Here is a 25,291-nt window from a genome sequence, read left to right as displayed (position 1 = left end):
AGCGGGGGAAGCCCCATCCGGCTCCCTCCTCCGCCTTGCGGGCGCACGCACCGGACCCCGCTCACCGATCCGGCCCGATCCGGACGAAAGGCCCTAGCAGTCCCGCAACTCGGGGGACTGGTTGAGCAGTTGGCCCCGCACCGAGGTGAAGCGGGCCAGCCGCTCGTCGGCCGAGGCGTCCAGCGGGAACACCGCGACGCGGTGGCAGTTCTGGAATGCCAGACGCACCCCGAAGTGCCGTTGGAGCGCGCCGCGGATCGCATCACTCGCGAGCGCGCGCAGCAGTTGACCACGTGTCTGCTCGTCCGGCGGGGGCGTCTGGTTGTCGGCGAACTCTCCGCCGTCCACCTTCAGCTGGGCCACCAGAGAGCTGATCATCTCCCATGCGTAGGGCAGGGAGGTCCGGACGCAGTCGACGAAGTCCGCTTCGTCGACCTCGCCTCGCTCGGCCTGTTCCAACAGCGCCGGTGAGACGTCGAGCGACATGGGTTCTCCTCTCGCGACCCCGACGCCTTGGCCGGGGCCTTACGGGCAGGGAAGGAGGACGGCGACGCAGCGTACACGGACGACGACCTCCTGCTTACACGGTACGGGCGCAGTCCTGGCCGCACCAGGAGATTGGGAACACAACCGGCCATTGACGAACGGGTCCAAAGAGGGGCAAGCCCCGTCGAGGGCCGTCAACGTGCGGGCGGAGTGATGGGGGTGACGGGGGAGAATCGCGTGGAGCGCCCCTCGTCGAGTAGCGTTGCCGACCATGCGTCTCGTCATCGCCCGCTGTTCCGTGGACTACGCCGGCCGGCTCACGGCCCATCTGCCCTCCGCTCCCCGTCTGATCCTGGTGAAGGCGGACGGGAGCGTGTCGATCCACGCCGACGACAGGGCGTACAAACCCCTCAACTGGATGTCACCGCCCTGCACCCTGAAGGAGGGCACCGGCGACACCGCGGACGTCTGGACCGTGGTGAACAAGGCGGGCGAGAAACTCATCATCACGATGGAGGAGATCCTCCACGACTCGTCCCACGAACTGGGCGTCGACCCGGGCCTCATCAAGGACGGCGTCGAAGCGCACCTGCAGGAACTCCTCGCTGACCGGATCGAGACCCTCGGCGAGGGCTACACCCTGATCCGCCGTGAGTACTTCACCGCCATCGGGCCGGTGGACATCCTGTGCCGGGACGCCGACGGGGGGACCGTCGCCGTGGAGCTGAAGCGGCGCGGCGACATCGACGGCGTGGAGCAGCTGACCCGTTATCTGGATCTGCTCAACCGCGACCCCCATCTCGCCCCGGTGAAGGGCGTCTTCGCGGCCCAGGAGATCAAGCCGCAGGCCCGGGTGCTGGCGACGGACCGCGGGATCGACTGCGTCGTCCTGGACTACGACGCGCTGCGCGGCATCGAGGACGACAAGCTGCGGCTGTTCTGACCCCGCGGGTTCCCTTCCCGCCCGTCTTCCCGGACGCCGGACGTGTGCATCGCGTCCGGCGTCCGCCCGTTCCGGGGTGGGTTCAGGCCGCCACCGGGCCGCCGTCCGGACCCGCCGCGGCCGAGGCCGGCGAGGAGGAGGGTCCGCTCGCCGAGTCGGAGGTGTCGGGCGAGGTCGGCTCGGGTTCGGTGGCCGTGTCCGTCGGTTCCGGGGTCTCGGTCTCCGTGGGGGTCGGGCTGGGGCTCTCCGACTTCGTCGGGGAGGAGGACTTGGTGGGGCTCGACGACTTGGTGGGCCGGTCCGAGGACGGTTCGCCGCTGGTGGGCCGGTCCGAGGACGGGCTGTCGCTCGGCCCCGTCGATCCGGTGGACGGCGAGCCGCTCCCGCTCGGCGTGATCTCGCTGCCCGACGGGCCGGGCGTCGCCCCGCCGCCGCCGGAGGCGGTGGAGCCGGAGGCCGAGTCGTCCGACGGGTCGCCGGCCGGGTCCTCCTCCGCGCCGCCGTCCTGCTCGCCGGACGACTGCTCGTTCGTGACGCCCCGGTTCGCCGGTACGTCGTCGCTGCCGGACGTCATGCCCAGCACCACGACGGTGCCGAGCACACCGGCCAGGAGCACGCCCGCGGCCGTCGCGACCAGGTTGCGCCGGGCGAGGCCCAGCACCGAGAGCCGGCCGCCCCGCCCTGCGGGCGCGGCCGCGGGGGCGCTCTGGCGCGCCATCACCGTGGTGGGGCCCTCGTCCGGCCGCGACGGCGACAGCGGCTGTGTCGTGGCCGCCATCGGGCGGGCGGGCGGCTGGGCCTGCTCCACCGGTTCCGCGAACGGCACGTCCTCGCCCACCTGCGCGAGGGCGCCGGGCAGCGGTCCGCCGGAACGGTCGGCGACCAGGGCGAGCGCGCGCCGTCCGGCCACCGCGCCCGACTTGTCGGCGAGCGCCCCGCGCATGCCGATCGAGGTCTCCAGCTCGGCGCGGGCCCGGTCCGGGTTGCCGGAGAGGAGCGCGAGGACGCCCAGTTCGTGGTGGAAGTACGCCTCCTCGGCGACCTCCCCGGCGATCCTGGCCGCCTCCTGGCCGATCCGCAGCGCCCGCTCCCAGGCCCCCCAGTGCAGTCCCGCCGCGAAGGCCGGGGCGGCGCTGCGGGCCAGCAGCACGGCCGCGCTGGTCTGTCCCGCGCCGTCGCCGGGCACCAGCTGTGCCATCGCCGCGACGACGGCGTCGGCCTCGGCCGCCGCCCGCTCGGGGGTGACGGAGGGGTGGCCGGCCCACCAGGCGTAGTGCTGGGCCGCGGTCCGGGCCCGGTCGGTGGCGTCCTCGCCGTATCCGGCGGCCTCCAGCTGGGCGACGACCCCGGCGGCCAGCCGGTAGCGGGGACCGGCCGGGGAGAGCAGTCCGCAGCCGGCCAGCTCGCCGAGCGCGGCGTCCGCGTGGGTGTCGCCGACGAGCGCCGGCAGATGGGCCTGGTGCGGCACCTCGCCGCCGAGCGCCACGGCGAAGCGCAGGGTGTCGCGGGCCGGTCCGCTCAGCCGTGAGGCGAGCAGGGCGGCGGGGGCCGCGCCGTCGCCGAGGCCGGGCAGCGGTGCGCGGCCCCCGTCGGACCCGAACGGGCCCGCGGGCCGGTCCCCGGCACCGTACGCCTCGGGGGCGGCGCCCAGCAGGTCGCGCTGGCGCAGCAGGGCGCCCGCCTGGACGAAGCGCAGCGGCAGTCCCTCGGACTCGAACCAGAGGTCGCCCGCCCAGTTCCGCTCCTCCTCGGTGAGGGGGCGTTCGACGACCTGCTCCAGCAGTTCGACCGAGGCCTCGCGGCCGAGGCCGGCGAGGAGGACCTCTTCGAGGTACGGGTCCGCGCCGGACACGACGACGTCCGGCGCCGTCGCGAGCAGGAAGGCGCACTCGGGGGTGGCGTCGAGCAGCTCCTCCAGCGCGGCCCCGCCGAGTTCCAGGTCGTCGAGCAGGACGACGGCGCCGATGCGCCGGACCTCTTCGAGCAGGGCGGTGCGGTCGGGACGGTACAGCGGCGCCTCGTTCACGGCCTCGAAGAGCCCGTGCAGCAGGTCGGTGGCGGTCCTCCGGTAGCCGGAGAGCCGCACCACTCCGTCCGGCGCGAGGTCCGCGCAGTCTGCGGCGACGGCGTCCAGCAGGGTCGTGCGGCCCGATCCGGCCGGTCCGGTGAGCCGCACCGAGCGCCCCCTGGACAGCAGGCGCACCAGTCGTTCGCGTTCCTCGGTGCGCTCCAGGAGCGGGAGCTGCGGGGCGGGCGGCCCCGGCGGCACGGGCGGGGCGAGGGCGCGTTCGTGGTCGGCGCGCCCGGCCGCGGTGCGCCGGACCGGGGCGGCGGGCTGCTCCCCCGGCGGGCACAGTTCGACCTCGCTGCCGTCGACCGGGTTGACGGTGAGGAGGTAGTCGCCCGATATGAGGCGGACGAAGCGGGCCTGTTGCGGCGTTTGCCGACCGAAATCCGGAGCCCCCGGGGCACCCTTGGCCGAGCGGGGCCGGGAGCCCTGGGAACGGCCGCGGTCCGGTCCGTCACCGGGTCCGTCGTGGTCCCGGCCGAACTCTTCCGGCTCCCGGTGTGTCGGGTCCATCGTCAAAGCCCCCAGACGCGTCGCGCACGATTGCCCCTCCGGCCTCGCACGCCCCGCTGTCGCTTCCGGTCCGGTTTCCGCCGGGTGGGTTCGTCAATCGGCGGACGGCCGAACCCTAGACCGTCGGACGGGGTCCCCGCACAGTCGGGGGGTGGTGCCGCCCGAAGCGCGTGCTCTCATGCGGATTGCACGCTTTCGTTCGCAACGGTTCCGGGCCGGGCGCGGCACCGGGATCCGTACGGCCGGGCGCGGGGCAGGAACCGACCGCGGAGCCGGGGCGGAGCACACCGGTTGCCGGGCGCCGGACGGTCCGTCCGGCGCGGGCCCACCGCGCACGGCGGTGAACACGACACCCGACGTGAGGTCCGCGCGGGTCCTACACGCGCGGCAGCGAGTCCGCAGCGATTCCGCCCTCGATGGCCAGAATGCGATGCAGCCGGGTTGCCACCAGCAGGCGCTGCATCTGCGGCGGCACGCCGCGGAGCACCAGCCGCCGGCCGGCGCGTCCGGCGCGGCGGTGTGCGCCCATGATGACGCCGAGCCCGGTGGCGTCCCAGGAATCCAGCTCGGTCAGGTCGAGCACCAGGTCGCCGACTCCGTCGTCGAGGGCCGAGTGCAGGGCCGTACGGGCGTCCGCCGCGCTTCGGACGTCGAGGCGGCCCCCGACGACCAGCTCGGCGTGGTCGCCCCTGATGTGCATATGCGCTCCCCGGAATGCTCCGTAGCAAGGTTCGTCTGTCTGTTCCGTCTCTCCCACAACTGACTGCGGCGGAGACGGAGAGGTTGCCGTCTGTAAGCGAACCGATACCGAATTCACTCTGTGGAGTGACCAAGGCCCGGCCAGGATCCGCGTGGATCCACGGTCTCCGGAAGGCGCCCCCCGGGCCCCCGGGCCCGATCGACGGCGGATCGGGCGCCCGGGGGACCGAAAACGATCAGTACGTGTAGAAGCCCTGCCCGCTCTTGCGGCCGATGTCACCTGCGTCCACCATCCGGCGCATCAGCTCCGGGGCGGCGAACTTCTCGTCCTGGGACTCGGTGTAGATGTTGCTCGTGGCGTGCAGCAGGATGTCGACGCCGGTCAGGTCCGCCGTGGCGAGCGGGCCCATGGCGTGGCCGAAGCCCAGCTTGCAGGCGATGTCGATGTCCTCGGCCGAGGCGACGCCCGACTCGTACAGCTTGGCGGCCTCGACGACGAGCGCCGAGATCAGCCGGGTGGTGACGAAGCCCGCGACGTCGCGGTTGACGACGATGCAGGTCTTGCCGACGGACTCGGCGAACTCCCGCGCGGTGGCGAGGGTTTCGTCGCTGGTCTTGTAGCCGCGCACGAGCTCGCAGAGCTGCATCATCGGGACCGGCGAGAAGAAGTGCACGCCGACGACGCGCTCGGGGCGCTCCGTCACGGCCGCGATCTTGGTGATCGGGATGGCGGAGGTGTTGGAGGCGAGCACGGTGTCCTCGCGGACGATCTTGTCGAGCGCCCGGAAGATCTCGTGCTTGACCTCCAGCTTCTCGAAGACGGCCTCGACGACGACGTCCGCGTCGGCGACCGCGTCGAGGTCGGTGGTGGTGGTGATGCGGGCGAGCGCGGCCTCGGCGTCGTCCGCCGCCAGCTTGCCCTTGGAGACGAACTTGTCGTACGAGGCCTTGATGCCGTCGCGTCCGCGGGTCAGGGCCTCGTCGGTGACGTCGCGCAGCACCACGTCCCAGCCCGCCTGGGCGGAGACCTGCGCGATGCCGGACCCCATGAGTCCGGCTCCGATGACGGCGAGCTTCCTGGCCACGTCTGCACCCCTTGGTTTCTGTTCGCCTCTGCAGCTGGTCCCTGCACGGCCGGTCTCAACGGTTGTTCACATGCTCTCCGGCGGAGATTAGTACCCGTGAGGGGCGCTGGGGCCCCGAAGAGATGCGCGTCACGTCTCAAATGACGGACATCACACCGGGACCCGTCATCCGGCGGCACGCCGGGCGTAGTTGAGGACCTTTTCGCCGAGGAGCTCCTCGATCTCGTCGAGCAGGACGAGCGCGTCGCGGGAGACCTCGGCCGCCTTGCGCCCGGCCAGCATCTCCTGGCCGATGTGACCGACCAGGGCCCCCTCGATCCAGGCGAGCTGACCGCCGACCAGCCCCGGCAGCGGATCGTCCGCCGCCGCGCCGGTCTCCTCGCGCAGGGTGGTGACGACGGCGTCCAGCACCTCGCCCTGGAGCCGGGCGAGACGGGCCTGGAGGGTGGGCGCCTCCTCGATGACCCGCATGAAGTCGGCGTAACCGTCCATCAGTCCGAGCTCCGGCGAGACCGCGACGACCAGGGCCCGCAGCTCCCGCAGGACCGCCTCGGCCGCCGACTCCCCCTTGTCGCGGGCGCGGACGAACCGGGCCACCCGCTGGGTGACGCCCTTCATCCGGTCGAGGAAGAGGTCCTCCTTGGCGGGGAAGTAGTTGTACACCGTGTTCACGGAGACGTCCGCCAGCTCGGCGATCTCGGCGACGGTCACCGTCACGAAACCGCGCTCCAGGAACAGCCCGGTCGCGAGGTCCGAGATGTGCTGCCTGGCCTGGCGCTTCTTGCGCTCCCTGAGTCCCTCGGTCATCTCCCCATCGTAGGCGCCGGGCATGAGCCGATGAAAAATTGGTGTCATTGCATTTTTTGGGTCTCTCTGTTTTTGTGGTCACTATGTCAATCATCAGCGCGACCGGGCTCGCCCGGTCCTTCGACAGCAGGAGCGGGCCGGTGCACGCCGTGCGGTCCGTCGACCTGACGGTCGCGGCCGGCGAGATCGTCGGCCTCCTCGGCCCCAACGGGGCGGGCAAGACCACCACCCTGCGGATGCTCACCACACTGCTCTCCCCCACCGGCGGCACGGCTGCCGTCGCCGGGCACGACCTGGCCGACGACCCGGCCGGGGTCCGCGCGAAGTGCGGATACGTCGCCCAGTCCGGCGGCGTCGACCCGCACCTCACCGTCCGGGAGGAGCTGGTCACCCAGGGACGGCTGTACCGGCTGGGCAAGCGGGAGGCGACCGCACGGGCCGCGGAACTGGCGCACGGGCTCGGCCTCGGCGGGCTGCTCGACCGGAAGGCCGTCACGCTCTCCGGCGGTCAACGGCGGCGCCTGGACATCGCGATGGCCCTCACCCACCGCCCGCCCGTCCTCTTCCTCGACGAGCCCACCACCGGGCTCGACCCGGCCGGCCGCGCCGACCTGTGGGAGCTGGTGCGCGGACTGCGCGACGGCTCCGGCACGACGGTCGTCCTCACCACCCACTACCTGGACGAGGCCGACGCGCTCGCCGACCGGCTGATCGTGATCGACCAAGGAACGGTGGCCGCCGAGGGCACCCCGGCCGCGCTGCGGACCGAGTACACCGGCTCCCCCACCACCTCGCTCCAGGACACCTTCCTCGCGATCACCGGCCGCGCCCCCGCGCCCGCCGACACCGCGCCCCTCTCCGTCTAGCGTCTAGGACCGCCGATGCTCCTGCACGACACCGCGCTCGTCTTCGGGCGGTACGCCCGCCAGACCCTGCGCTCCCGTTTCCAGATGCTCTTCGGCGTGCTGATGCCGCTGCTGTACCTGCTCTTCTTCGGCCCGCTCCTGAGCGGTCTGCCGCTCGGCTCGACCGGTGATTCCTGGCAGGTCCTGGTCCCCGGTCTGCTGCTCCAACTCGCCCTGTTCGGCGCCTCGTTCTCCGGTTTCTCGATCATCGTCGAGAAGTCCTCGGGGGTGGTGGAACGGATGCGGGTGACCCCGGTCAGCAGACTGGCGCTGCTGCTGGGCCGGGTCCTGCGGGACGCCGTGCTCTTCGTGTTCCAGGCGGTGCTGCTGGTGCTGGCCGCCCTGGTCATGGGGTTGCGCGCACCGCTGCCCGGGGTCCTGATCGGCTTCGCGTTCGTCGGGCTGCTGACGGTCGCGCTGGCCTCGCTGTCCTACGCGCTGGCCATGAAGGTCGCGACACCGCAGGAGTTCGGCCCCGTCATCAACGCGGTCACCATGCCGGTGATGCTGCTCTCCGGCCTGATGCTGCCGATGACCCTGGGACCGGCCTGGCTCGACGTCGTCTCGCGCCTCACCCCGTTGCGTCACCTCGTGGACGCGGTGCGGGACGCGTACGTGGGCGCGTACGCCACCGCGGACATGCTGTACGGGGCACTGGTCGCGGTCGCCCTCGCGGCCGGGGCCGTGGCGGTGGGCGCCCGGGCCTTCCACCGGGCCGGGGCCTGAGCCGTGCCGTGCCCCGGCCGGGCCCGCCGGGGCATGGCACTAGCCTGACGGCATGGTCAACCTGACACGTATCTACACGCGCACCGGCGACCGGGGCACCACGGCCCTCGGCGACATGAGCCGGACCGCCAAGACGGACCTGCGGATCTCCGCGTACGCCGACGCCAACGAGGCCAATGCCGTCATCGGCACCGCGATCGCGCTCGGACAGCTCTCCGAGGACGTCGTGAAGGTCCTCGTCCGCGTGCAGAACGACCTCTTCGACGTGGGCGCGGACCTGTCGACACCGGTCGTCGAGAACCCGGAGTACCCGCCGCTGCGGGTCGAGCAGAGCTACGTCGACAAGCTGGAGGCGGACTGCGACCACTTCCTGGAGCAGCTGGAGAAGCTGCGCAGCTTCATCCTGCCGGGCGGTACGCCGGGGGCGGCGCTGCTGCACCAGGCGTGCACGGTGGTCCGGCGCGCGGAGCGGTCCACCTGGGCGGCGCTGGAGGTGCACGGCGACACGATGAACACGCTGACGGCCACGTACCTCAACCGCCTCTCCGACCTGCTGTTCATCCTCGCGCGGACGGCGAACAAGGAACTCGGGGACGTGCTGTGGGTGCCGGGCGGCGAGCGGTAGCCCACCGGTACCCGCCCGTCCGTACGCACGGCGAACACCCCGGGCCCCGGCAGTCGGCTGCCGGGGCCCGGGGAACCGGGGGGTCGGGGCGGATGTCAGCTCAACGTCTTCGACTCCGGCTTCGGCTCCGACTCCGGCTTCGGTTCCGCCTCCGCCTCCGCCCTCGGATCCGTCTTCGGGAACAGTGTGTAGCTCCCCGCGATGACCACGTTGATCCCGATCACGAGCAGCATCTTCTGCTGCCACCCCTGCAGCGTCGACGCGTCCCCGTTCCCGCCGACGTACCAGATCGCCAGCTGGAGCAGCGCCAGCGCCGTCACCGCCGCGACGATCCACCGCGCCGCGACCCGCCACTCGTGCGCCGCGCGCGCCATGCCGTACTTCGGCGGCTTCACCGGCGGCGGACCGCCCGCGAAGCGGTGGGCCACCCGGGCGTCGACCCAGCGGATCGTCGAGTGGCCGAGGCCGACCGTGAAGCCGATGTAGACCGCGGCCAGACCGTGCTTCCAGTCGGGCGGCGTGCCGTTCTTCAGGTCGATCGCCGTCACCACCAGCAGCACCACCTCCAGCAGCGGCTCGCACAGCAGCACGGCGGCACCCAGTCGCGGCTTCTTCGCCAGGTACCGCAGCGCGAGTCCCGCGGCCAGCAGCACCCAGAAGGCGACTTCGCAGAGCACGATCAGTACGGCGATCACGGCACTTCCCCCTTCGGTCCACTTCAGTTTTCCAGCGGTCCGGGGCGCACTCGTCGTCGGCGATGATGAACCCGGCCTGCATCCTTCGATGTATTGGCGTCTCATCCTTCGATGTACCGGGGCCCCGGCCCGGCAGGGCGATCCGGGCCCCGGGGCCGTGTTGGATGGGAGGGTGTTCTCCTCCTTCCGCCCGCACCGCCACGACGTGCTCCTGGCCGTCGTCGGGCTGTCCGGCGGCATGCTCCTGTGGCTGCTCGGACTGCACCTCCAGACCCACCGGGTCTTCACCGCCCCCTGGGTCAGCCTGGTGCCGCTCGTCGTCGCCTCCGGGCTCGAACTGCTGCGCAGGACCTCACCGCAGACGGGACTGGTCGTCGGCACGCTCGCCCTGATCGCGGACCAGCTCACGGTCGGGAACCTGGCGACGATCCTGATGTTCACGGACCTCGTGTACTCGGCCGTGCTGTACGGGAAGCCGTCCGCCGCCCGCCGCATCCCGGTGACCACGTTCCTGATCATGGTCGTGGTCACGATCGGCTTCCTGGCCTGGTTCCGCACCCCGCAGTCCCTGCTCATCGGCGTCGCCACCGGCATGATCTCCTTCGGCCCCGCCCTCACCGGGGCGAGCGTCCGCAACCACCGCGACGCCGCCGAGACGGCCCGGCTGCACGCCGAACAGACCGCGCTGCTGGCCGAGATGGACCGGGCGCAGGCGGTGACCGCCGAACGCACCCGGATGGCCCGCGAGTTGCACGACGTGGTGGCCAACCACCTGTCGGCGATCGCCGTCCACTCCACCGCCGCCCTCTCCATCGACAAGCCGGCCACCTCGCGCGACGCGCTGGGCGTGATCCGGGAGAACAGCGTCGCCGGCCTCGCCGAGATGCGCCGGCTGATCAAGCTGCTGCGCGCCGGGGGCTCCTCGGAACCGGCCGCATCGCCCACCCTCGCCTCGCTGGACGCCCTGGTGGAGCAGGCCCGTACGAACGCCGCTTCGAGCGGGCTGACCTGCACGTTCGAGGACACCCGGGAGGAGCGGGAACCACTGCCCGCACCGGTCGAGCTGGCCGCGTACCGGATCGTCCAGGAGTCCTTGACCAACGCGCTCAAGCATGCCGCGCCGGGCCCGGTCGAGGTGCGGCTCGATCGGGCCGGGCAGGTGCTCACGATCGAGGTCAGCAGTGTGATCGGGGAACACCCCGGGCCCCGCGCGCCCGGATCGGGGGCCGGTCTGGTGGGGATGCGGGAACGGGTGGCGCTGCTGGGCGGCACCATCGAGGCGGGTCCCTCGGTCACCGGCGACGGGGCGAGAATATGGCGGGTACGGGCCGAACTGCCCGTGACGGAAGGGACATCGAGAACATGACGATCCGGGTGGTGGTCGCCGAGGACCAGTCGGCCGTCCGTGCCGGGCTGGTGCTCATCCTGCGCAGTGCGCCCGACATCGAGGTCGTCGGCGAGGCCGGGGACGGCGAGGAGGCGGTGCGCCTGGCCCGCGAACTGCGTCCGGACCTGGTGCTGATGGACATTCAGATGCCGCGGCTGGACGGGGTGTCGGCGACCGGTCAGGTGGTGTCCGGGCAGCTCGCGGACGTCCTGGTGCTGACCACGTTCGACCTGGACGAGTACGTCTTCGGGGCACTGCGCGCGGGGGCCGCGGGCTTCCTGCTGAAGGACACCGACGCACACGACCTGATCGAGGCGGTGCGCACGGTGGCGCGCGGCGAGGGGCTGATCGCCCCGGCCGTGACGCGGCGTCTGATCGCGGAGTTCGCCGGAACCGCTCCCGTACGGCCGGCGAGGACGCCCGACCCCTCGGTGCTGGACGCGCTCACCCGGCGGGAACGGGAGGTCCTCGGCTGCCTCGGCGAGGGCTTGTCGAACGCCGAGATCGCGGTACGGCTCTCCATGGCGGAGGCGACGGTGAAGACGCACGTCAGCAGGCTGCTGGGCAAACTGGAGCTGCGCAGCCGGGTCCAGGCGGCGGTGCTGGCACAGGAGTTGGGCGTTCTCTGAGCGAACGGTCGCGAAGCGATCTTTGGTCTGGACCTCTTGACGATTGGTCCAGACCTTCCTAATCTCACCGGACACACTGCGGTGAGTACGCCATGACAAGGCGCGCTCAGGGCGGCGCAGGGTTTGCAGTCCACGGACCACCCCCGTTTGTCCGGACCTCACCCGAGGAGCACCGTTGAGCACTGAAACCCCCCTACGCCGTACCCGACTCAGATTCGGGCACGGAAGAGCCAACAGATCCAGAGCGGTCGCGGGCCTCACCGCCCTGATCCTTCCGCTCGCCGCGCTGGTCGGCCTGGCCTCCCCCGCCGAGGCCGCCACTTCGGCAACCGCCTCCTTCACCAAGAAATCCGACTGGGGCAGCGGCTTCGAGGGCCAGTGGACGGTGAAGAACACCGGCACCACCGCCCTGTCCTCCTGGACCATCGAGTGGGACTTCCCCTCCGGCACCGCGGTCGGCTCCGCCTGGGACGCCACCGTCACCAGCTCCGGAACCCACTGGACCGCCAAGAACCTCGGCTGGAACGGCACGGTCGCCCCCGGCGCCTCCGTCAGCTTCGGCTTCAACGGCACCGGCCCCGGCGCCCCCACCGGCTGCAAGCTGAACGGCGCCTCCTGCGACGGCGGCAGCGTCCCCGGCGACAACGCCCCCTCGGCACCGGGCACCCCCACCGCGAGCGCCGTCACCGACACCTCGGTCAAGCTGAGCTGGTCCGCCGCGACCGACGACAACGGCATCAAGAACTACGACGTCCTGCGGGACGGCGCGGTCGTCTCGACGGTCACCGGCACCACGTACTCGGACTCCGGCCTCACGGCCGGCACCGACTACTCGTACACCGTGCGGGCCCGTGACACCGCCGACCAGACCGGCCCGGTCAGCGGTGCGGTCAAGGTGCACACCACCGGTGGCGGCGGCACCCCGGGCACGGGTGACAAGGTCAACCTCGGCTACTTCGCCAACTGGGGCGTCTACGGCCGCAACTACCACGTCAAGAACCTGGACACCTCGGGTTCCGCCGCGAAGATCACGCACATCAACTACGCCTTCGGCAACGTCCAGGGCGGCAAGTGCACGATCGGCGACTCGTACGCCGACTACGACAAGGCGTACACCGCCGACCAGTCGGTCGACGGCGTGGCCGACACCTGGGACCAGCCGCTGCGCGGCAACTTCAACCAGCTGCGCAAGCTGAAGGCGAAGTACCCGCACATCAAGATCCTGTGGTCGTTCGGCGGCTGGACCTGGTCCGGCGGCTTCGGTGACGCCGCGAAGAACCCGGCCGCGTTCGCCGAGTCCTGCTACGGCCTGGTCGAGGACCCGCGCTGGGCCGATGTCTTCGACGGCATCGACATCGACTGGGAGTACCCCAACGCCTGCGGCCTGACCTGCGACACCAGCGGTCCGGACGCGCTGAAGGGCCTCACCTCGGCCCTGCGCGCCAAGTTCGGCAAGGACTACCTGGTGACCGCCGCCATCACCGCCGACGGCTCCGAGGGCGGCAAGATCGACGCCGCCGACTACGCCGGCGCCGCCCAGTCCCTGGACTGGTACAACGTGATGACGTACGACTTCTTCGGCGCCTGGGACGCGAAGGGCCCGACGGCCCCGCACTCCCCGCTGACCTCCTACGAGGGCATCCCGAAGGCCGGCTTCAGCTCCGCCGACGCCATCTCCAAGCTGAAGGCCAAGGGCGTCCCCGCCTCCAAGCTGCTGCTCGGCATCGGCTTCTACGGCCGCGGCTGGACCGGTGTGACCCAGGACGCCCCCGGCGGCACCGCCACGGGCGCGGCCTCCGGCACCTACGAGGCGGGCATCGAGGACTACAAGGTCCTCAAGAACAGCTGCCCCTCGACCGGCACGGTCGCCGGCACCGCCTACGCCCACTGCGGCACCAACTGGTGGAGCTACGACACCCCGGCCACCATCACGTCCAAGATGACCTGGGCGAAGAACCAGGGCCTGGGAGGCGCGTTCTTCTGGGAGTTCAGCGGTGACACCGCCAACGGTGAACTCGTGGGTGCCATCCACAACGGCCTGAAGTAGTCCGTACGGCACCGCGCAACACCCCGCGAAGCAGCCGGGGAGACAGGTCCGCCCCCTGTCTCCCCGGCTTTCGCGTGCCCGCGTGCCCGCGCTCCCCCGTGCCCGGGCTCCCGCACATCCGCACTCCCCCGCGGGCACGCGGGCACGCGAAAGCCGGGGAGACAGGGGGCGGACCGGCCCCGGGTGCGATCGCTCGTCGCATCCGGGGCCCCGTGGGCGATCCGTCATTCGTCGTACGGGGCCGAACGGCCCGCCCCGTACAGGCCCTCAGGCCCTCATGTCCTCAGGCCACGTTGACCCGCTGGCCGGGCGGGGCCGCCTCCAGCCAGGCGAGGAAACCGGTCAGCGCGTCCTCGCTCATGGCCAGCTCCAGGCGGGTCTCCCGGTGGAGACAGCCGAGCACCACGGCGTCGGACAGGAGCGCCAGCTCCTCCTCGCCCTCGGGCATCCGGCGCGCGACCACCTCGATCGCGGAACGCTCCAGGCCGCGGCGCGGACGGGGCGAGTACGAGAAGACCCGGAACCAGTCGATCCGGTCCTCGCTGTACCGGGCGACCCCGTACACCCAGCCCTTGCCCGAGAGATCGGGCTCCTCCGGCACGTTCCACCGCAGACTGCAGTCGAAGGTCCCGCCGGAGCGCTGAATCAGCCGCCGGCGCAGACCGAAGACGAAGAGTCCGATCAGAATCAGTGCGACGACCAGGGCGCCCACCCACAGCGCGAGGAACATCTCCACCGACCTCCTCGCGTCGTCGAGTAACGGATACCACCAGGAATACAACCGCACCTGCATCGCCTCAGCCGCGACACGGTCTGGAGGGTTCTCCAGCTCGGGCCGCGGCTGAGGGTAAAGCTACGTGGTCGCGGAGCGCTAGCGCACCGCCACCGCACGCAGTCGCACTTCGGCGCGCCGCTCGGAAGCGGCGTCCGTGTCCGACTTCGCACGCTCCAGCGCACGCTCGGCGCGCTGGACGTCGATCTCGTCCGCCAGCTCCGCGATCTCGGCGAGCAGCGAGAGCTTGTCGTCCGCGAACGAGATGAAACCGCCGTGCACAGCGGCGACCACGGTCCGGCCGTCGCTCGTACGGATCGTCACCGGGCCCGACTCCAGCACACCCAGAAGCGGCTGGTGACCGGGCATGACGCCGATGTCGCCGGACGTGGTGCGCGCGACGACCAGGGTGGCCTCGCCGGACCAGACACTGCGGTCCGCGGCGACCAGCTCGACGTGCAGCTCAGCAGCCAAGGGTGGCTCCTCGGGTCACCACCCGGCCGTTCGAGCCGGGTGTTGGGTCAATTCTACGGGGCGTGATGAGGGGGACGGGACACACCCGCCCCCCTCGGTGAGCCATGGGCTCAGGAGACGCCGAGCTCCTTGGCGTTGGCCTTGAGGTCCTCGATGCCACCGCACATGAAGAACGCCTGCTCGGGGAAGTGGTCGTACTCGCCGTCGCAGATCGCGTTGAACGCGGCGATCGACTCGTCGAGCGGGACGTCCGAACCGTCCACGCCGGTGAACTGCTTGGCGACGTGGGTGTTCTGCGACAGGAAGCGCTCGACGCGACGGGCACGGTGGACGACGAGCTTGTCCTCCTCGCCCAGCTCGTCGATACCGAGGATCGCGATGATGTCCTGGAGGTCCTTGTACTTCTGGAGGATCCCCTTGACGCGCATGGCGGCCGAGTAGTGGTCCTCCGCGATGTAGCGCGGGTCCAGGATGCGGGACGTGGAGTCCAGCGGGTCCACGGCCGGGTAGATGCCCTTCTCGGAGATCGGACGGGAGAGAACCGTCGTCGCGTCGAGGTGGGCGAAGGTGGTGGCCGGGGCCGGGTCGGTCAGGTCGTCCGCGGGGACGTAGATCGCCTGCATCGAGGTGATCGAGTGACCGCGGGTCGAGGTGATGCGCTCCTGCAGCAGACCCATCTCGTCGGCCAGGTTCGGCTGGTAACCCACCGCGGACGGCATGCGGCCGAGCAGGGTGGACACCTCGGAGCCGGCCTGGGTGTACCGGAAGATGTTGTCGATGAAGAAGAGCACGTCCTGCTTCTGCACATCGCGGAAGTACTCCGCCATGGTCAGACCGGCCAGCGCGACGCGAAGACGCGTGCCCGGCGGCTCGTCCATCTGACCGAAGACCAGGGCGGTCTTGTCGATGACGCCCGAGTCGGCCATTTCCTCGATGAGGTCGTTGCCCTCACGGGTGCGCTCGCCGACACCGGCGAACACCGACACACCGTCGTGGTTGTTGGCCACGCGGTAGATCATTTCCTGGATCAGAACGGTCTTGCCGACACCGGCACCACCGAACAGACCGATCTTTCCACCCTTGACGTACGGGGTGAGGAGGTCGATGACCTTGACGCCGGTCTCGAACATCTCGGTCTTGGACTCGAGCTGGTCGAAGTTGGGCGCCTTGCGGTGGATCGCCCAGCGCTCGGTGACCTCGGCCTCGGCCTCGGGCTTGTTCAGGATCTCACCGAGGGTGTTGAACACCTTGCCCTTGGTGATGTCGCCGACCGGGACCGTGATGCCGGTGCCCGTGTCGGTCACCGGGGCCTGGCGGACCAGACCGTCGGTGGGCTGCATCGAGATCGCGCGGACCAGGCCGTCGCCGAGGTGCTGGGCGACTTCCAGGGTCAGCGTCTTGAGCTTGCCGTCCTCGGCCGGGTCGGCCACCTGGACGTTCAGCGCGTTGTAGATGTCCGGCATCGCGTCGACGGGGAACTCCACGTCGACGACCGGGCCGATGACCCGGGCGACGCGGCCCGTGGCAACGGCCGTCTCAACTGTCGTCGTCATTACTTGTCACTCCCCGCGGTCGCGTCGGCCAGCGCACTGGCACCACCGACGATCTCGCTGATTTCCTGGGTGATTTCGGCCTGGCGGGCCGCGTTGGCAAGCCTGGAGAGCGTCTTGATGAGCTCACCGGCGTTGTCGGTGGCCGACTTCATCGCACGGCGGCGGGCGGCGTGCTCGGAAGCAGCGGCCTGCAGCAGCGCGTTGTAGATCCGGCTCTCGACGTATCGCGGAAGCAGGGCGTCGAGGACGTCCTCCGCCGACGGCTCGAAGTCGAACAGCGGCAGGATCTCGCCCTTGCCGCCCTCCTCCTTCGTGGCATCGAGACTGAGCGGCAGCATCCGGTTGTCCACCGGGTTCTGCGTCATCATCGACACGAACTCCGTGTAGACGATGTGCAGCTCGTCCACGCCGCCCTCGGCGGTCTCCTGGGTGACCGCCTCGATCAGCGGGGCCGCGGCCCGCTTGGCATCCTCGTACGACGGGCTGTCGGTGAAGCCCGTCCACGAGTCCTCGATCTTCCGCTCGCGGAAGCCGTAGTAGGCGACGCCCTTGCGGCCGATCACGTAGGTGACGACCTCCTTGCCCTCGCCCCGGAGCCGCTCGGTCAGTCGCTCCGCGGCCTTGATGGCGTTGGAGGAGTAACCGCCGGCCAGGCCGCGGTCGCTCGTGACGAGCAGGATCGCGGCCCGTGCCGGGGTCTCGGCCTCGGTGGTCAGCGGGTGCTTGGTGGTGGAGCCGGTCGCCACCGCGGTCACCGCGCGGGTGAGCTCGCTGGCGTACGGCGTCGATGCCGCCACCTGGCGCTGCGCCTTGACGATGCGCGAGGCGGCGATCATCTCCATCGCCTTGGTGATCTTCTTCGTGGCGGTGACGGAGCGAATGCGGCGCTTGTAAACGCGAAGCTGAGCGCCCATCGATCAGCCCTCGCCCAGGAGCTTGCCGTCCGAGGTCTCGAACTGCTGCTTGAAGGCGGCGACGGCGTCGGCGATCGCCTGCAGCGTGTCGTCGGACATCTTGGCGCCCTCGCGGATGCTGGTGAGGAGGTCCTTGCGCTCGCGGCGCAGGTACTCCAGCAGCTCCGTCTCGAAGCGGCGGATGTCCTCGACCGGCACGTCGTCCATCTTGCCGTTGGTGCCGGCCCAGATGGAGATGACCTGCTCCTCGACCGGGAACGGGGCGTACTGCGGCTGCTTCAGCAGCTCGACCATGCGCTTGCCGCGCTCCAGCGAAGCCTTCGAGGCCGCGTCCAGGTCGGAACCGAAGGCGGCGAACGCCTCCAGCTCGCGGTACTGGGCGAGGTCCACGCGCAGACGGCCGGAGACCTGGCGCATCGCCTTGTGCTGGGCGGAACCACCGACGCGGGAGACCGAGATACCGACGTTCAGGGCCGGACGCTGACCGGCGTTGAACAGGTCGGACTCCAGGAAGCACTGGCCGTCGGTGATGGAGATGACGTTGGTCGGGATGAACGCCGACACGTCGTTCGCCTTGGTCTCGACGATCGGGAGGCCCGTCATCGAACCGGCGCCCATCTCGTCGGAGAGCTTCGCGCAGCGCTCCAGCAGACGCGAGTGGAGGTAGAAGACGTCGCCCGGGTAGGCCTCACGGCCCGGCGGACGGCGCAGCAGCAGCGACACGGCGCGGTAGGCGTCGGCCTGCTTCGAGAGGTCGTCGAAGATGATCAGGACGTGCTTGCCCTGGTACATCCAGTGCTGGCCGATGGCCGAACCGGTGTACGGCGCCAGGTACTTGAAGCCGGCCGGGTCGGACGCCGGGGCGGCGACGATGGTCGTGTACTCGAGCGCGCCGGCCTCTTCGAGGGCACCGCGCACGGAGGCGATGGTGGAGCCCTTCTGACCGATGGCGACGTAGATGCAGCGCACCTGCTTGTTCACGTCGCCCGAGCGCCAGTTGTCGCGCTGGTTGATGATCGTGTCGACGGCCAGGGCGGTCTTGCCCGTCTGGCGGTCGCCGATGATCAGCTGACGCTGGCCGCGGCCGATCGGCACCATGGCGTCGACGGCCTTGTAGCCGGTCTGCATCGGCTCGTGCACCGACTTGCGGACCATGACGCCAGGGGCCTGCAGCTCGAGGGCGCGGCGGCTGTCGGTCGCGATCTCGCCGAGACCGTCGATCGGGTTGCCGAGCGGGTCGACGACGCGGCCGAGGTAACCCTCGCCGACGCCGACGGAGAGCACCTCACCGGTGCGCTGCACCGGCTGGCCCTCTTCGATGCCGCTGAACTCGCCGAGGACGATCGCACCGATCTCGCGCTCCTCGAGGTTGAGGGCGAGACCGAGGGTGCCGTCCTCGAACTTCAGCAGCTCGTTCGCCATGGCCGAGGGAAGACCCTCGACCTTCGCGATGCCGTCGCCGGCAACGCTGACCGTACCGACCTCCTCGCGCGAGGCCGCGTCCGGCTTGTACGCCTGGACAAAGTTCTCCAGCGCGTCCCGGATCTCCTCCGGCCGGATCGTGAGCTCCGCCATCTGGGTTCCCTGCTCTCCTTGTTGGGCCCGAAGTTTCTTAAGGGGGTCTGGGGGCCGACCCCCAGGAATCTTCTGCAATTTCTGCACGGCCCAACCGGGCCGCTGGTCTTGCTCTGTCTTTGCTTGCTGCGTCGGTCAGCCGGCCATGCGACGGGTCGCCTCTTCGAGGCGCTCCGCGATGGTGCCGTCGATGACCTCGTCGCCGACCCGCACCGCGATCCCGCCGAGGACCGCGGGGTCCACGTCGAGGTTCAGGTGCATCGGGCGGCCGTAGATCTTCGTCAGCGCGGCGCCGAGGCGCTGCTTCTGCCGATCGCTCAGCGGCACCGCCGAGGTGACCACCGCGACCATGCGGTCCCGGCGCTCCGCGGCGAGCTTGGAGAGGGACTCGAGTCCCGCTTCCAGGCTACGTCCACGCGGCTGGGTGACGAGGCGGACGATGACGCGCTCGGTGGCGGGCCGCGCCTTGCCGCCGAGCAGGCTGCGCAGCAGCTGTCCCTTGGCGGCGGTGGACGCGGACCGGTCGGTGAGCGCGGCGCGGAGCTCCTTGTCGGAGGCCACGATCCGGCCGAACCGGAACAGCTCGTCCTCGACGTCGTCGAGGTCACCGCTGCGCTGGGCGGCGGTGAGGTCGGCGATGTTCGCCAGCTCCTCGACCGAGTCGACCAGGTCGCGCGACTGCGACCAGCGGGAGCGGACCATGCCGGAGACCAGGTCGACGGTCTCGCCGCCCACCTGCCCGCCCAGCAGTCGTCCTGCCAGCTCCGCCTTGGCCTCGCCGGCCTGCGACGGGTCGGTCAGGACCCGCCGCAGCGACACCTCGCGCTGGAGCAGCGCCGTGACGGCGGCCAGCTCCTCGGCGAGCTTCGCCGCGTCGACCGACGTGCTGTCGGTCAGCGCGTCGAGACGCTCACGTGCGGCAGCCAGTGCCTCGCGGCTCGAGCCGTTCATCGGACGGCCTCGGCCTTCGCCTCGAGCTCGTCGAGGAAACGGTCGACGGTGCCGCTCTGCCGGGCGTGGTCCTCGAGGGACTCACCGACGAGCTTGCCGGCCAGGTCGGTGGCGAGCTTGCCCACGTCCTGACGCAGCGCGGCGGCCGCGGCCTTGCGGTCGGCCTCGATCTGGGCGTGGCCGGCAGCGATGATCTCCTCGCGCTGCCGCTGGCCTTCCGCCCGCATCTCCTGCAGGATCACGGCGCCCTGCTCCTGTGCCTCCTGGCGCAGGCGCGCGGCCTCGTGACGGGCCTCGGCGAGCTGAGCCTTGTACTGCTCGAGCACGCTCTGGGCCTCGGTCTGGGCCGCATCGGCCTTCTCGATACCGCCTTCGATGGCCTCGCGGCGCTCTTCCAGAACCTTGTTGATGTTCGGGAGGAGCTTCTTGGCGAGGAAACCGAAGACGATGACAAAGGCGATGAGGCCGATGACGAGCTCGGGGATCGGCGGGACGAGCGGGTTTTCCGCTCCCTCCGATGCGAGCTGAACCAGGTGGTTCACATCAGTGCCTTCCGTCGAATGGGCTGTTCGCGACCAGGTCAGGAGGTCGGGTAAACGAACGGCATGACCAGACCGATCAGGGCGAGCGCCTCACAGAAGGCGAAGCCGAGGATCTGGTTGGCGCGGATCAGGCCGGCAGCCTCGGGCTGACGGGCGAGGGCCTGGGTGCCGTTACCGAAGATGATGCCGACGCCGACGCCGGGGCCGATGGCGGACAGGCCATAGCCGACGGAGCTGAGGGAACCGGTGACGGCGGCAAGGGTCTGGGACATGCCAGTTCTTCCTTCTCTTTCACGGACCGGCGGGGGTTGGCCACCGGACGACTGGGGGTAGGGCAGGCGCGATCAGTGGTGCTCGGCGACAGCGCCCTGGATGTAGGTGCACGCCAGGAGCACGAAGACGTACGCCTGAACGGCCTGGATGAAGAGCTCGAAAGCCGTCATCACGATGACCATCACGAACGACACACCCGCGTAGGCGATGCCGATGCCGTTGAGCAGGTACCAGCTGGCGATGGTGAAGAGCAGCAGCAGCGTGTGACCCGCGAACATGTTCGCGAAGAGTCGGACCGCGTGCGTGAAGGGACGGACCAGGGTGTTCGAGAAGAACTCGATGACCATGATCAGCGGCAGGACCGGGCCGAGCGACTTGTCGTAGCCGGTCAGGTTCTTGAAGCCGCCGACGAAGCCGTGCCGCTTGAAGGTGAGGCTCATCCAGAGGACGTAGACGATCAGCGCCAGGGCGGCCGGGTACGCGATGATCGACGTCACCGGGAACTGGGCGAGCGGGATGATCGACCAGAGGTTCATCATCCACACGAAGAAGAAGATCGAGACCATCAGCGGGACGTACTTCTCGCCCTCGCGCTTGCCGAGCGTCTCGTAGACGATGCCGCGGCGGACGAAGTCGTAGCCGGCCTCGGCCACCATCTGCAGCTTGCCCGGAACGATCTTCGGCTTACGGAAGGCGGCCCAGAAGAAGCCGACGATGATGACCGTACCGAGGAGCGCCAGCAGCATCGTCTTGTTGAAGTAGACGTTGCTGTCCGCGTCACCGAAGATCGGCTCGAACAGAAAAGAGTGCAAGCCGGGACCCGGGAAACCACAACCGTCGAAGATGTGGCAATCGGTCTCGAAGGCGAGCACCTGCGTCGGGTCAGCACTCACCGCGGGCTCCTTCAGCGTGGCGCATAGGTACGGCAACCTCGTTGTGTCGGCGCGGCGCGCAGCCGCGGTTCGGCACTGGACTGGTGTTACGGATGTGTGAGCGGCAGTCAGGCATTGAGCCTCGCGATCGAGCAGGCGTCAGCTCACATGCCCGCGCCCGCAGTGCCGCAGTTGGAACCGGACGATAGCAGGGTCTTGAACCCGCACTTATCCCGCCCCTACCCTTCACGACTTCGAGCCCGTGTTCTTGGGCTTCTCCGCCTTGTCGGACTCGGGTTCGACGTAAAGGATCTTGGCCTTCATGTGCGCGCGCGTCTGCGCGCCGATCCACACGAGGGTCAGTGCGACCAGAGTGATCGCGAACGCCTTCGGGTTGAACATCGTCGTGTCCTTGAAGGCGGCGACGAAGACGAACAACAGCAGAAGTTGCGTCGTGTAGAGCATCAGGCCCATTGCCTGGAAAAGCTGGGGCAGGGACCGCGCGGTCCGCTGCAGGACCACCAGGCCGATCCCCATGAAGAGGACCACGACGAGCGTCGCGACGAGCGCGCCGATGGCTCCCTTGCCGCCCGCGACACCAGCGCTGACAGCGACGGCGACGGCGCCGGCGACAGCGGTGGGTACGGCGGTCTGGAGGAGAGTCCGGGCGTCGTTGGACGGCATGGCGGCAGCTCCGCTTGCAGGGGGTGGGCAGGGTGTCGTCATGGACGATCGTAGGCCCGGTCCGAGTCGATGCCTCGGGCCGATGGACCGCGCTACTACAAGTCCTTCGGCTCCGTCACCGGGCTTCGTGAACGGTATCACAAACTATTTGATGAGGTCTTTACCAAGAAAGTGTGCTCACAGTCACACGTGAGAGTGAATCCGCGCATGTGAGCAAGACAACTCAATATCTTGCCTGGTATTGCCCTCTGTGACCGAATCATCAACGTGCGGATTCAGCCTTGCCTCTGTCCGAAAAACGAGTTCGATCGCCGATCGCAGTCGCTCCGTTGACGCCGGAAACTCCCACCACGACCGGGGTCCGCTCCATCGGCCCCGGCGCCTCGCCCTGCCCCATCTCGCCCGCCGCGGCCCCCTGTTGGGCTTCGGAGGCCGCCGGGAGGGACGCCTGGGGATCACCGTCTCCCCCGCGACGCCGACGGCGGTAGCGGGGCGGCAGGAAGCGTTCCGCCCAGTACGGCGCCTTCGGTGTGAAGCGGGGCATCAGCAGCAGTACGAGGCCCAGCGCGCTCAGTCCCATGACGACCAGGACGATCCACAGCGACGTCGAATGCACCGAATAACCGACCGCCCCGAAGGCGATCAGGGCCGACCAGAAGTACATGATCAGCACCGACCGGCTGTGCGAGTGGCCGATCTCCAGCAACCGGTGGTGCAGATGGCCGCGGTCCGCGGCGAACGGCGACTGCCCGTTCCAGGTGCGGCGCACGATCGCCAGCACCAGGTCCGCGGCCGGGATCGCGATGATCGTCAGCGGCAGCAGCAGCGGGATGAAGACCGGCAGCATCGCGTGCGTGGCCTCGCGCTCGCTGCCCGTGAAGAGCTTCATCGTGTCCGGGTCGACCTGCCCCGTGACGGAGATCGCCCCGGCCGCCAGCACCAGGCCGATCAGCATCGAGCCCGAGTCGCCCATGAAGATCCGGGCCGGGTGCATGTTGTGCGGCAGGAAACCCAGGCACATGCCCATCAGGATCGCCATGAAGAGCGTCGCCGGGGCCGCGGCCTCGATCGTGTGCCCGTACCAGAGCCGGTACGTGTACAGGAAGAACGCGGCGGCGGCGATGCAGACGGTGCCGGCCGCGAGGCCGTCCAGGCCGTCGACGAAGTTGACCGCGTTGATGGTGATGACGACCAGGGCGACCGTGAGCAGCGTGCCCTGCCACTGGGTGAGCGCCACGGTGCCGACGCCGGGGATCGGCAGCCACAGGATCGTCAGACCCTGGATGACCATGACCGCGGCGGCGATCATCTGGGCGCCGAGCTTGATCAGGGCGTCTATCTCGAACTTGTCGTCCAGCACCCCGATCAGCCAGATCAGCGCGGCCCCGGAGAGCAGTGCCCGCGGTTCGTTGGAGAGCTGGAAGACCCAGTCGAGGTTGTGGAGGTGGGCCGCGACGATCAGCCCGGCGCACAGCCCGCCGAACATGGCGATGCCGCCGAGCCTCGGTGTCGGTTCCCGGTGGACGTCACGCGCACGGATCGCGGGCATCGCCCCGATCGCGATGGCGAACTTGCGCACCGGGCCGGTCAGCAGGTAGGTCACCGCAGCCGTGACACAGAGCGTCAGCAGGTAATCACGCACGGGCTGCCCCATAGATTTCGCCGGCCATCTCAGCCCACACCTTAGACCGTCCGGCGGTTGCGGACGGCCGCGCTGCGTCGGCCTCACAGGTGAGGACACGGAGACCGGGCCGAACGGTTGCACGGAGGGCGACCAGGGGGTTTCCGTCCGGACCCGGCCGGTCCGGACGGGCCGCCCTACCCGGGGTAGGGCGGATGCCCGCCGACCAGTTCCCGGACCTCGTCACGGACGTCGCCCTCCTGCCGCACCGCCGTTCCGAGGAGCACCGCGAGCCGCGCCATGTCGGTCTCGTCCATGCCCTGGGTGGTGACGGCCGCGGTCCCGAGCCGGATGCCGCGGGCGTCCCCGTAGGGCAGCGCGCAGGTGTCCAGCACCACGCCCGCCGCCGCCAGCCGGGCGCGGGCGCCCGGCCCGTCGACACCCAGCGGGGCCGGGTCGGCGACGATCAGATGGGTGTCCGTGCCGCCCGTGGTGATCTCGAAGCCCTCCGCCTCCAGACCCGCCGCCAGCACCCGGGCACGGTCCACCACCCGGTGGGCGTACGCCGTGAACGCCGGAGTGGCCGCCTCCCCGAACGCGACGGCCTTCGCGGCGATCGTGTGCATCTGCGCACCGCCCTGGGTGAACGGGAAGACCGCCCGGTCGATCCGCTCCGCCAGCTCCGCCCCGCACAGGATCATCCCGCCGCGCGGCCCGCGCAGCACCTTGTGCGTGGTCGCGCAGACCACATCGGCGTACGGCACCGGGCTCGGCGCCGCTCCCCCGGCGATCAGCCCCATCGGGTGCGCGGAGTCGGCGATCAGGTACGCGCCCACCTCGTCGGCGATCTCCCGGAACAGGGCGTGGTCGGGATGGCGGGGGTAGGAGATCGAACCGCTCACGATCGCCTTGGGCCGGTGCGTACGGGCCAGGGCGCGCACCTGCGCGTAGTCGATCAGGCCGCTCTCGGAGTCCACCCCGTAGCCGACGAACTCGAACCAGCGGCCGGAGAAGTTGGCGGGCGAGCCGTGGGTGAGGTGTCCACCGTACGGGAGCCCCATCGCGAGCACCGTGTCACCGGGGCGCAGCAGGGCGGCGTACGCGGCCAGGACCGCGGAGGAGCCGGAGTGCGCCTGGACGTTGGCGTGCTCGGCGCCGAAGAGGGCGGTGGCCCGGCGGCAGGCGATGCGCTCGGCGGCGTCGGCCTGCTCGCAGCCGCCGTGGTGGCGGGCGCCGGGGTAGCCCTCGGCGTACTTGTTGGCGAGCGGCGAGCCGAGGGCGGCGAGGACCGCGGGGGAGGTGAAGTTCTCGGCGGCGGTCAGCTGGAGGGTGTCCGACTGCCGCCGCAGCTCCCCCAGCAGCACGTCGGCGATCTCCGGGTCCTCCCGGAGCAGGGCCTCGAAGTCCTGCGGCAGGGCGGTCCCGCACACCACTGACGCGCTGCC

The 25,291-nt window shown here is 70.3% G+C and carries 25 protein-coding genes; 7 read left to right on the top strand and 18 right to left on the bottom strand.

Features of this window, described 5'->3' with window-relative positions:
- Window positions 1-93 precede the first annotated feature (93 nt).
- Complete coding sequence (locus tag EAO76_RS31360; protein WP_148839251.1) at window positions 94-486, bottom strand: SCO5389 family protein; 393 nt, start codon at window positions 484-486, stop codon at window positions 94-96.
- Window positions 487-757: 271 nt separating this feature from the next.
- Here EAO76_RS31360 and nucS point away from each other — a divergent pair, with 271 nt between their 5' ends.
- Window positions 758-1,429 carry an endonuclease NucS gene (gene nucS, locus EAO76_RS31355; protein WP_148839250.1) on the top strand — a complete coding sequence of 224 codons (672 nt, stop codon included), beginning with the start codon at window positions 758-760 and terminating at the stop codon, window positions 1,427-1,429.
- A gap of 82 nt (window positions 1,430-1,511) precedes the next feature.
- Here the strand turns inward: nucS and EAO76_RS31350 are convergent, their stop codons facing one another.
- The 4 genes from EAO76_RS31350 to EAO76_RS31335 all read right to left on the bottom strand — a co-directional run bounded on the left by EAO76_RS31350 (window position 1,512) and on the right by EAO76_RS31335 (window position 6,601).
- Window positions 1,512-4,010: an ATP-binding protein gene (locus tag EAO76_RS31350; protein WP_148839249.1), complete on the bottom strand. Its 2,499-nt coding sequence runs from the start codon at window positions 4,008-4,010 to the stop codon at window positions 1,512-1,514.
- 376 nt (window positions 4,011-4,386) lie between these two features.
- Window positions 4,387-4,710 (bottom strand): STAS domain-containing protein, encoded by a 324-nt coding sequence (locus tag EAO76_RS31345; protein WP_072486732.1) that lies wholly within the window; start codon window positions 4,708-4,710, stop codon window positions 4,387-4,389.
- A gap of 235 nt (window positions 4,711-4,945) precedes the next feature.
- On the bottom strand, window positions 4,946-5,794 hold the full coding sequence (locus EAO76_RS31340; protein ID WP_148839248.1) for a 3-hydroxyacyl-CoA dehydrogenase family protein: 849 nt from the start codon (window positions 5,792-5,794) through the stop codon (window positions 4,946-4,948).
- Between the two features lie 165 nt (window positions 5,795-5,959).
- A complete protein-coding gene (locus EAO76_RS31335; RefSeq protein WP_148839247.1) occupies window positions 5,960-6,601 on the bottom strand; it encodes a TetR/AcrR family transcriptional regulator in 642 nt (213 codons plus the stop codon).
- Window positions 6,602-6,684: 83 nt separating this feature from the next.
- On the opposite strand from EAO76_RS31335, the gene EAO76_RS31330 reads away from it, so the two are divergent.
- Genes EAO76_RS31330 through EAO76_RS31320 form a run of 3 tightly spaced genes read left to right on the top strand, consistent with a single transcriptional unit; the run spans window position 6,685 to window position 8,857 of the window.
- A complete protein-coding gene (locus EAO76_RS31330) occupies window positions 6,685-7,467 on the top strand; it encodes an ABC transporter ATP-binding protein (RefSeq protein ID WP_148839246.1) in 783 nt (260 codons plus the stop codon).
- Window positions 7,468-7,482: 15 nt separating this feature from the next.
- Window positions 7,483-8,232 (top strand): ABC transporter permease, encoded by a 750-nt coding sequence (locus EAO76_RS31325; protein WP_148839245.1) that lies wholly within the window; start codon window positions 7,483-7,485, stop codon window positions 8,230-8,232.
- A gap of 52 nt (window positions 8,233-8,284) precedes the next feature.
- Window positions 8,285-8,857 carry a cob(I)yrinic acid a,c-diamide adenosyltransferase gene (locus EAO76_RS31320; protein ID WP_148839244.1) on the top strand — a complete coding sequence of 191 codons (573 nt, stop codon included), beginning with the start codon at window positions 8,285-8,287 and terminating at the stop codon, window positions 8,855-8,857.
- A gap of 95 nt (window positions 8,858-8,952) precedes the next feature.
- Here EAO76_RS31320 and EAO76_RS31315 read toward each other — a convergent pair whose 3' ends face one another.
- Entirely contained in the window at window positions 8,953-9,552 is a 600-nt protein-coding gene (locus tag EAO76_RS31315) for a hypothetical protein (protein WP_148839243.1), read from the bottom strand.
- A 172-nt stretch (window positions 9,553-9,724) separates the two neighbouring features.
- Here EAO76_RS31315 and EAO76_RS31310 point away from each other — a divergent pair, with 172 nt between their 5' ends.
- The 3 genes from EAO76_RS31310 (at window position 9,725) to EAO76_RS31300 (ending at window position 13,615) form a co-directional block, all read left to right on the top strand.
- Entirely contained in the window at window positions 9,725-10,918 is a 1,194-nt protein-coding gene (locus EAO76_RS31310) for a sensor histidine kinase (RefSeq protein ID WP_148839242.1), read from the top strand.
- Window positions 10,915-11,568, top strand: a complete 654-nt coding sequence (locus EAO76_RS31305) for a response regulator transcription factor (protein ID WP_148839241.1) — start codon at window positions 10,915-10,917, stop codon at window positions 11,566-11,568. The genes EAO76_RS31310 and EAO76_RS31305 overlap by 4 nt, the downstream gene beginning before the upstream one ends.
- Window positions 11,569-11,743: 175 nt before the next feature.
- Complete coding sequence (locus EAO76_RS31300; RefSeq protein ID WP_148839240.1) at window positions 11,744-13,615, top strand: glycoside hydrolase family 18 chitinase; 1,872 nt, start codon at window positions 11,744-11,746, stop codon at window positions 13,613-13,615.
- Between the two features lie 283 nt (window positions 13,616-13,898).
- On the opposite strand, the gene EAO76_RS31295 is transcribed toward EAO76_RS31300, so the two are convergent.
- From EAO76_RS31295 to glyA, 12 genes are all read right to left on the bottom strand, one after another.
- A complete protein-coding gene (locus tag EAO76_RS31295; protein WP_148840410.1) occupies window positions 13,899-14,345 on the bottom strand; it encodes a DUF2550 domain-containing protein in 447 nt (148 codons plus the stop codon).
- A gap of 141 nt (window positions 14,346-14,486) precedes the next feature.
- Window positions 14,487-14,861, bottom strand: coding sequence for a F0F1 ATP synthase subunit epsilon (locus tag EAO76_RS31290; protein ID WP_148839239.1), 375 nt, complete (start codon window positions 14,859-14,861; stop codon window positions 14,487-14,489).
- Window positions 14,862-14,971: 110 nt separating this feature from the next.
- The gene (gene atpD, locus EAO76_RS31285; protein ID WP_148839238.1) at window positions 14,972-16,414 is read right to left on the bottom strand and encodes a F0F1 ATP synthase subunit beta; all 1,443 of its coding nucleotides are present in this window, start codon (window positions 16,412-16,414) and stop codon (window positions 14,972-14,974) included.
- A complete protein-coding gene (locus EAO76_RS31280) occupies window positions 16,414-17,328 on the bottom strand; it encodes a F0F1 ATP synthase subunit gamma (RefSeq protein ID WP_148839237.1) in 915 nt (304 codons plus the stop codon). Before EAO76_RS31280 ends, atpD begins: the two co-directional genes overlap by 1 nt.
- 3 nt (window positions 17,329-17,331) lie before the next feature.
- Window positions 17,332-18,903, bottom strand: a complete 1,572-nt coding sequence (gene atpA, locus EAO76_RS31275) for a F0F1 ATP synthase subunit alpha (protein ID WP_148839236.1) — start codon at window positions 18,901-18,903, stop codon at window positions 17,332-17,334.
- A gap of 135 nt (window positions 18,904-19,038) precedes the next feature.
- Complete coding sequence (locus EAO76_RS31270) at window positions 19,039-19,854, bottom strand: F0F1 ATP synthase subunit delta (protein ID WP_148839235.1); 816 nt, start codon at window positions 19,852-19,854, stop codon at window positions 19,039-19,041.
- Entirely contained in the window at window positions 19,851-20,396 is a 546-nt protein-coding gene (locus EAO76_RS31265) for a F0F1 ATP synthase subunit B (protein WP_148839234.1), read from the bottom strand. The genes EAO76_RS31270 and EAO76_RS31265 overlap by 4 nt, the downstream gene beginning before the upstream one ends.
- A 38-nt stretch (window positions 20,397-20,434) precedes the next feature.
- Complete coding sequence (locus EAO76_RS31260) at window positions 20,435-20,668, bottom strand: F0F1 ATP synthase subunit C (RefSeq protein WP_072483720.1); 234 nt, start codon at window positions 20,666-20,668, stop codon at window positions 20,435-20,437.
- 72 nt (window positions 20,669-20,740) lie between these two features.
- Entirely contained in the window at window positions 20,741-21,577 is an 837-nt protein-coding gene (gene atpB, locus EAO76_RS31255; RefSeq protein WP_187438910.1) for a F0F1 ATP synthase subunit A, read from the bottom strand.
- A gap of 210 nt (window positions 21,578-21,787) precedes the next feature.
- On the bottom strand, window positions 21,788-22,225 hold the full coding sequence (locus EAO76_RS31250) for a hypothetical protein (protein ID WP_148839232.1): 438 nt from the start codon (window positions 22,223-22,225) through the stop codon (window positions 21,788-21,790).
- A 262-nt stretch (window positions 22,226-22,487) separates the two neighbouring features.
- Window positions 22,488-23,879, bottom strand: coding sequence for an MraY family glycosyltransferase (locus tag EAO76_RS31245; RefSeq protein WP_148839231.1), 1,392 nt, complete (start codon window positions 23,877-23,879; stop codon window positions 22,488-22,490).
- Between the two features lie 164 nt (window positions 23,880-24,043).
- Entirely contained in the window at window positions 24,044-25,279 is a 1,236-nt protein-coding gene (gene glyA / locus EAO76_RS31240) for a serine hydroxymethyltransferase (RefSeq protein ID WP_148839230.1), read from the bottom strand.
- Window positions 25,280-25,291 lie beyond the last annotated feature (12 nt).

It is taken from the genome of Streptomyces sp. sk2.1 (assembly GCF_008120935.1).
Taxonomy (GTDB): Bacteria; Actinomycetota; Actinomycetes; order Streptomycetales; family Streptomycetaceae; genus Streptomyces.
This window is presented reverse-complemented; position numbering and strand designations above follow the sequence as displayed.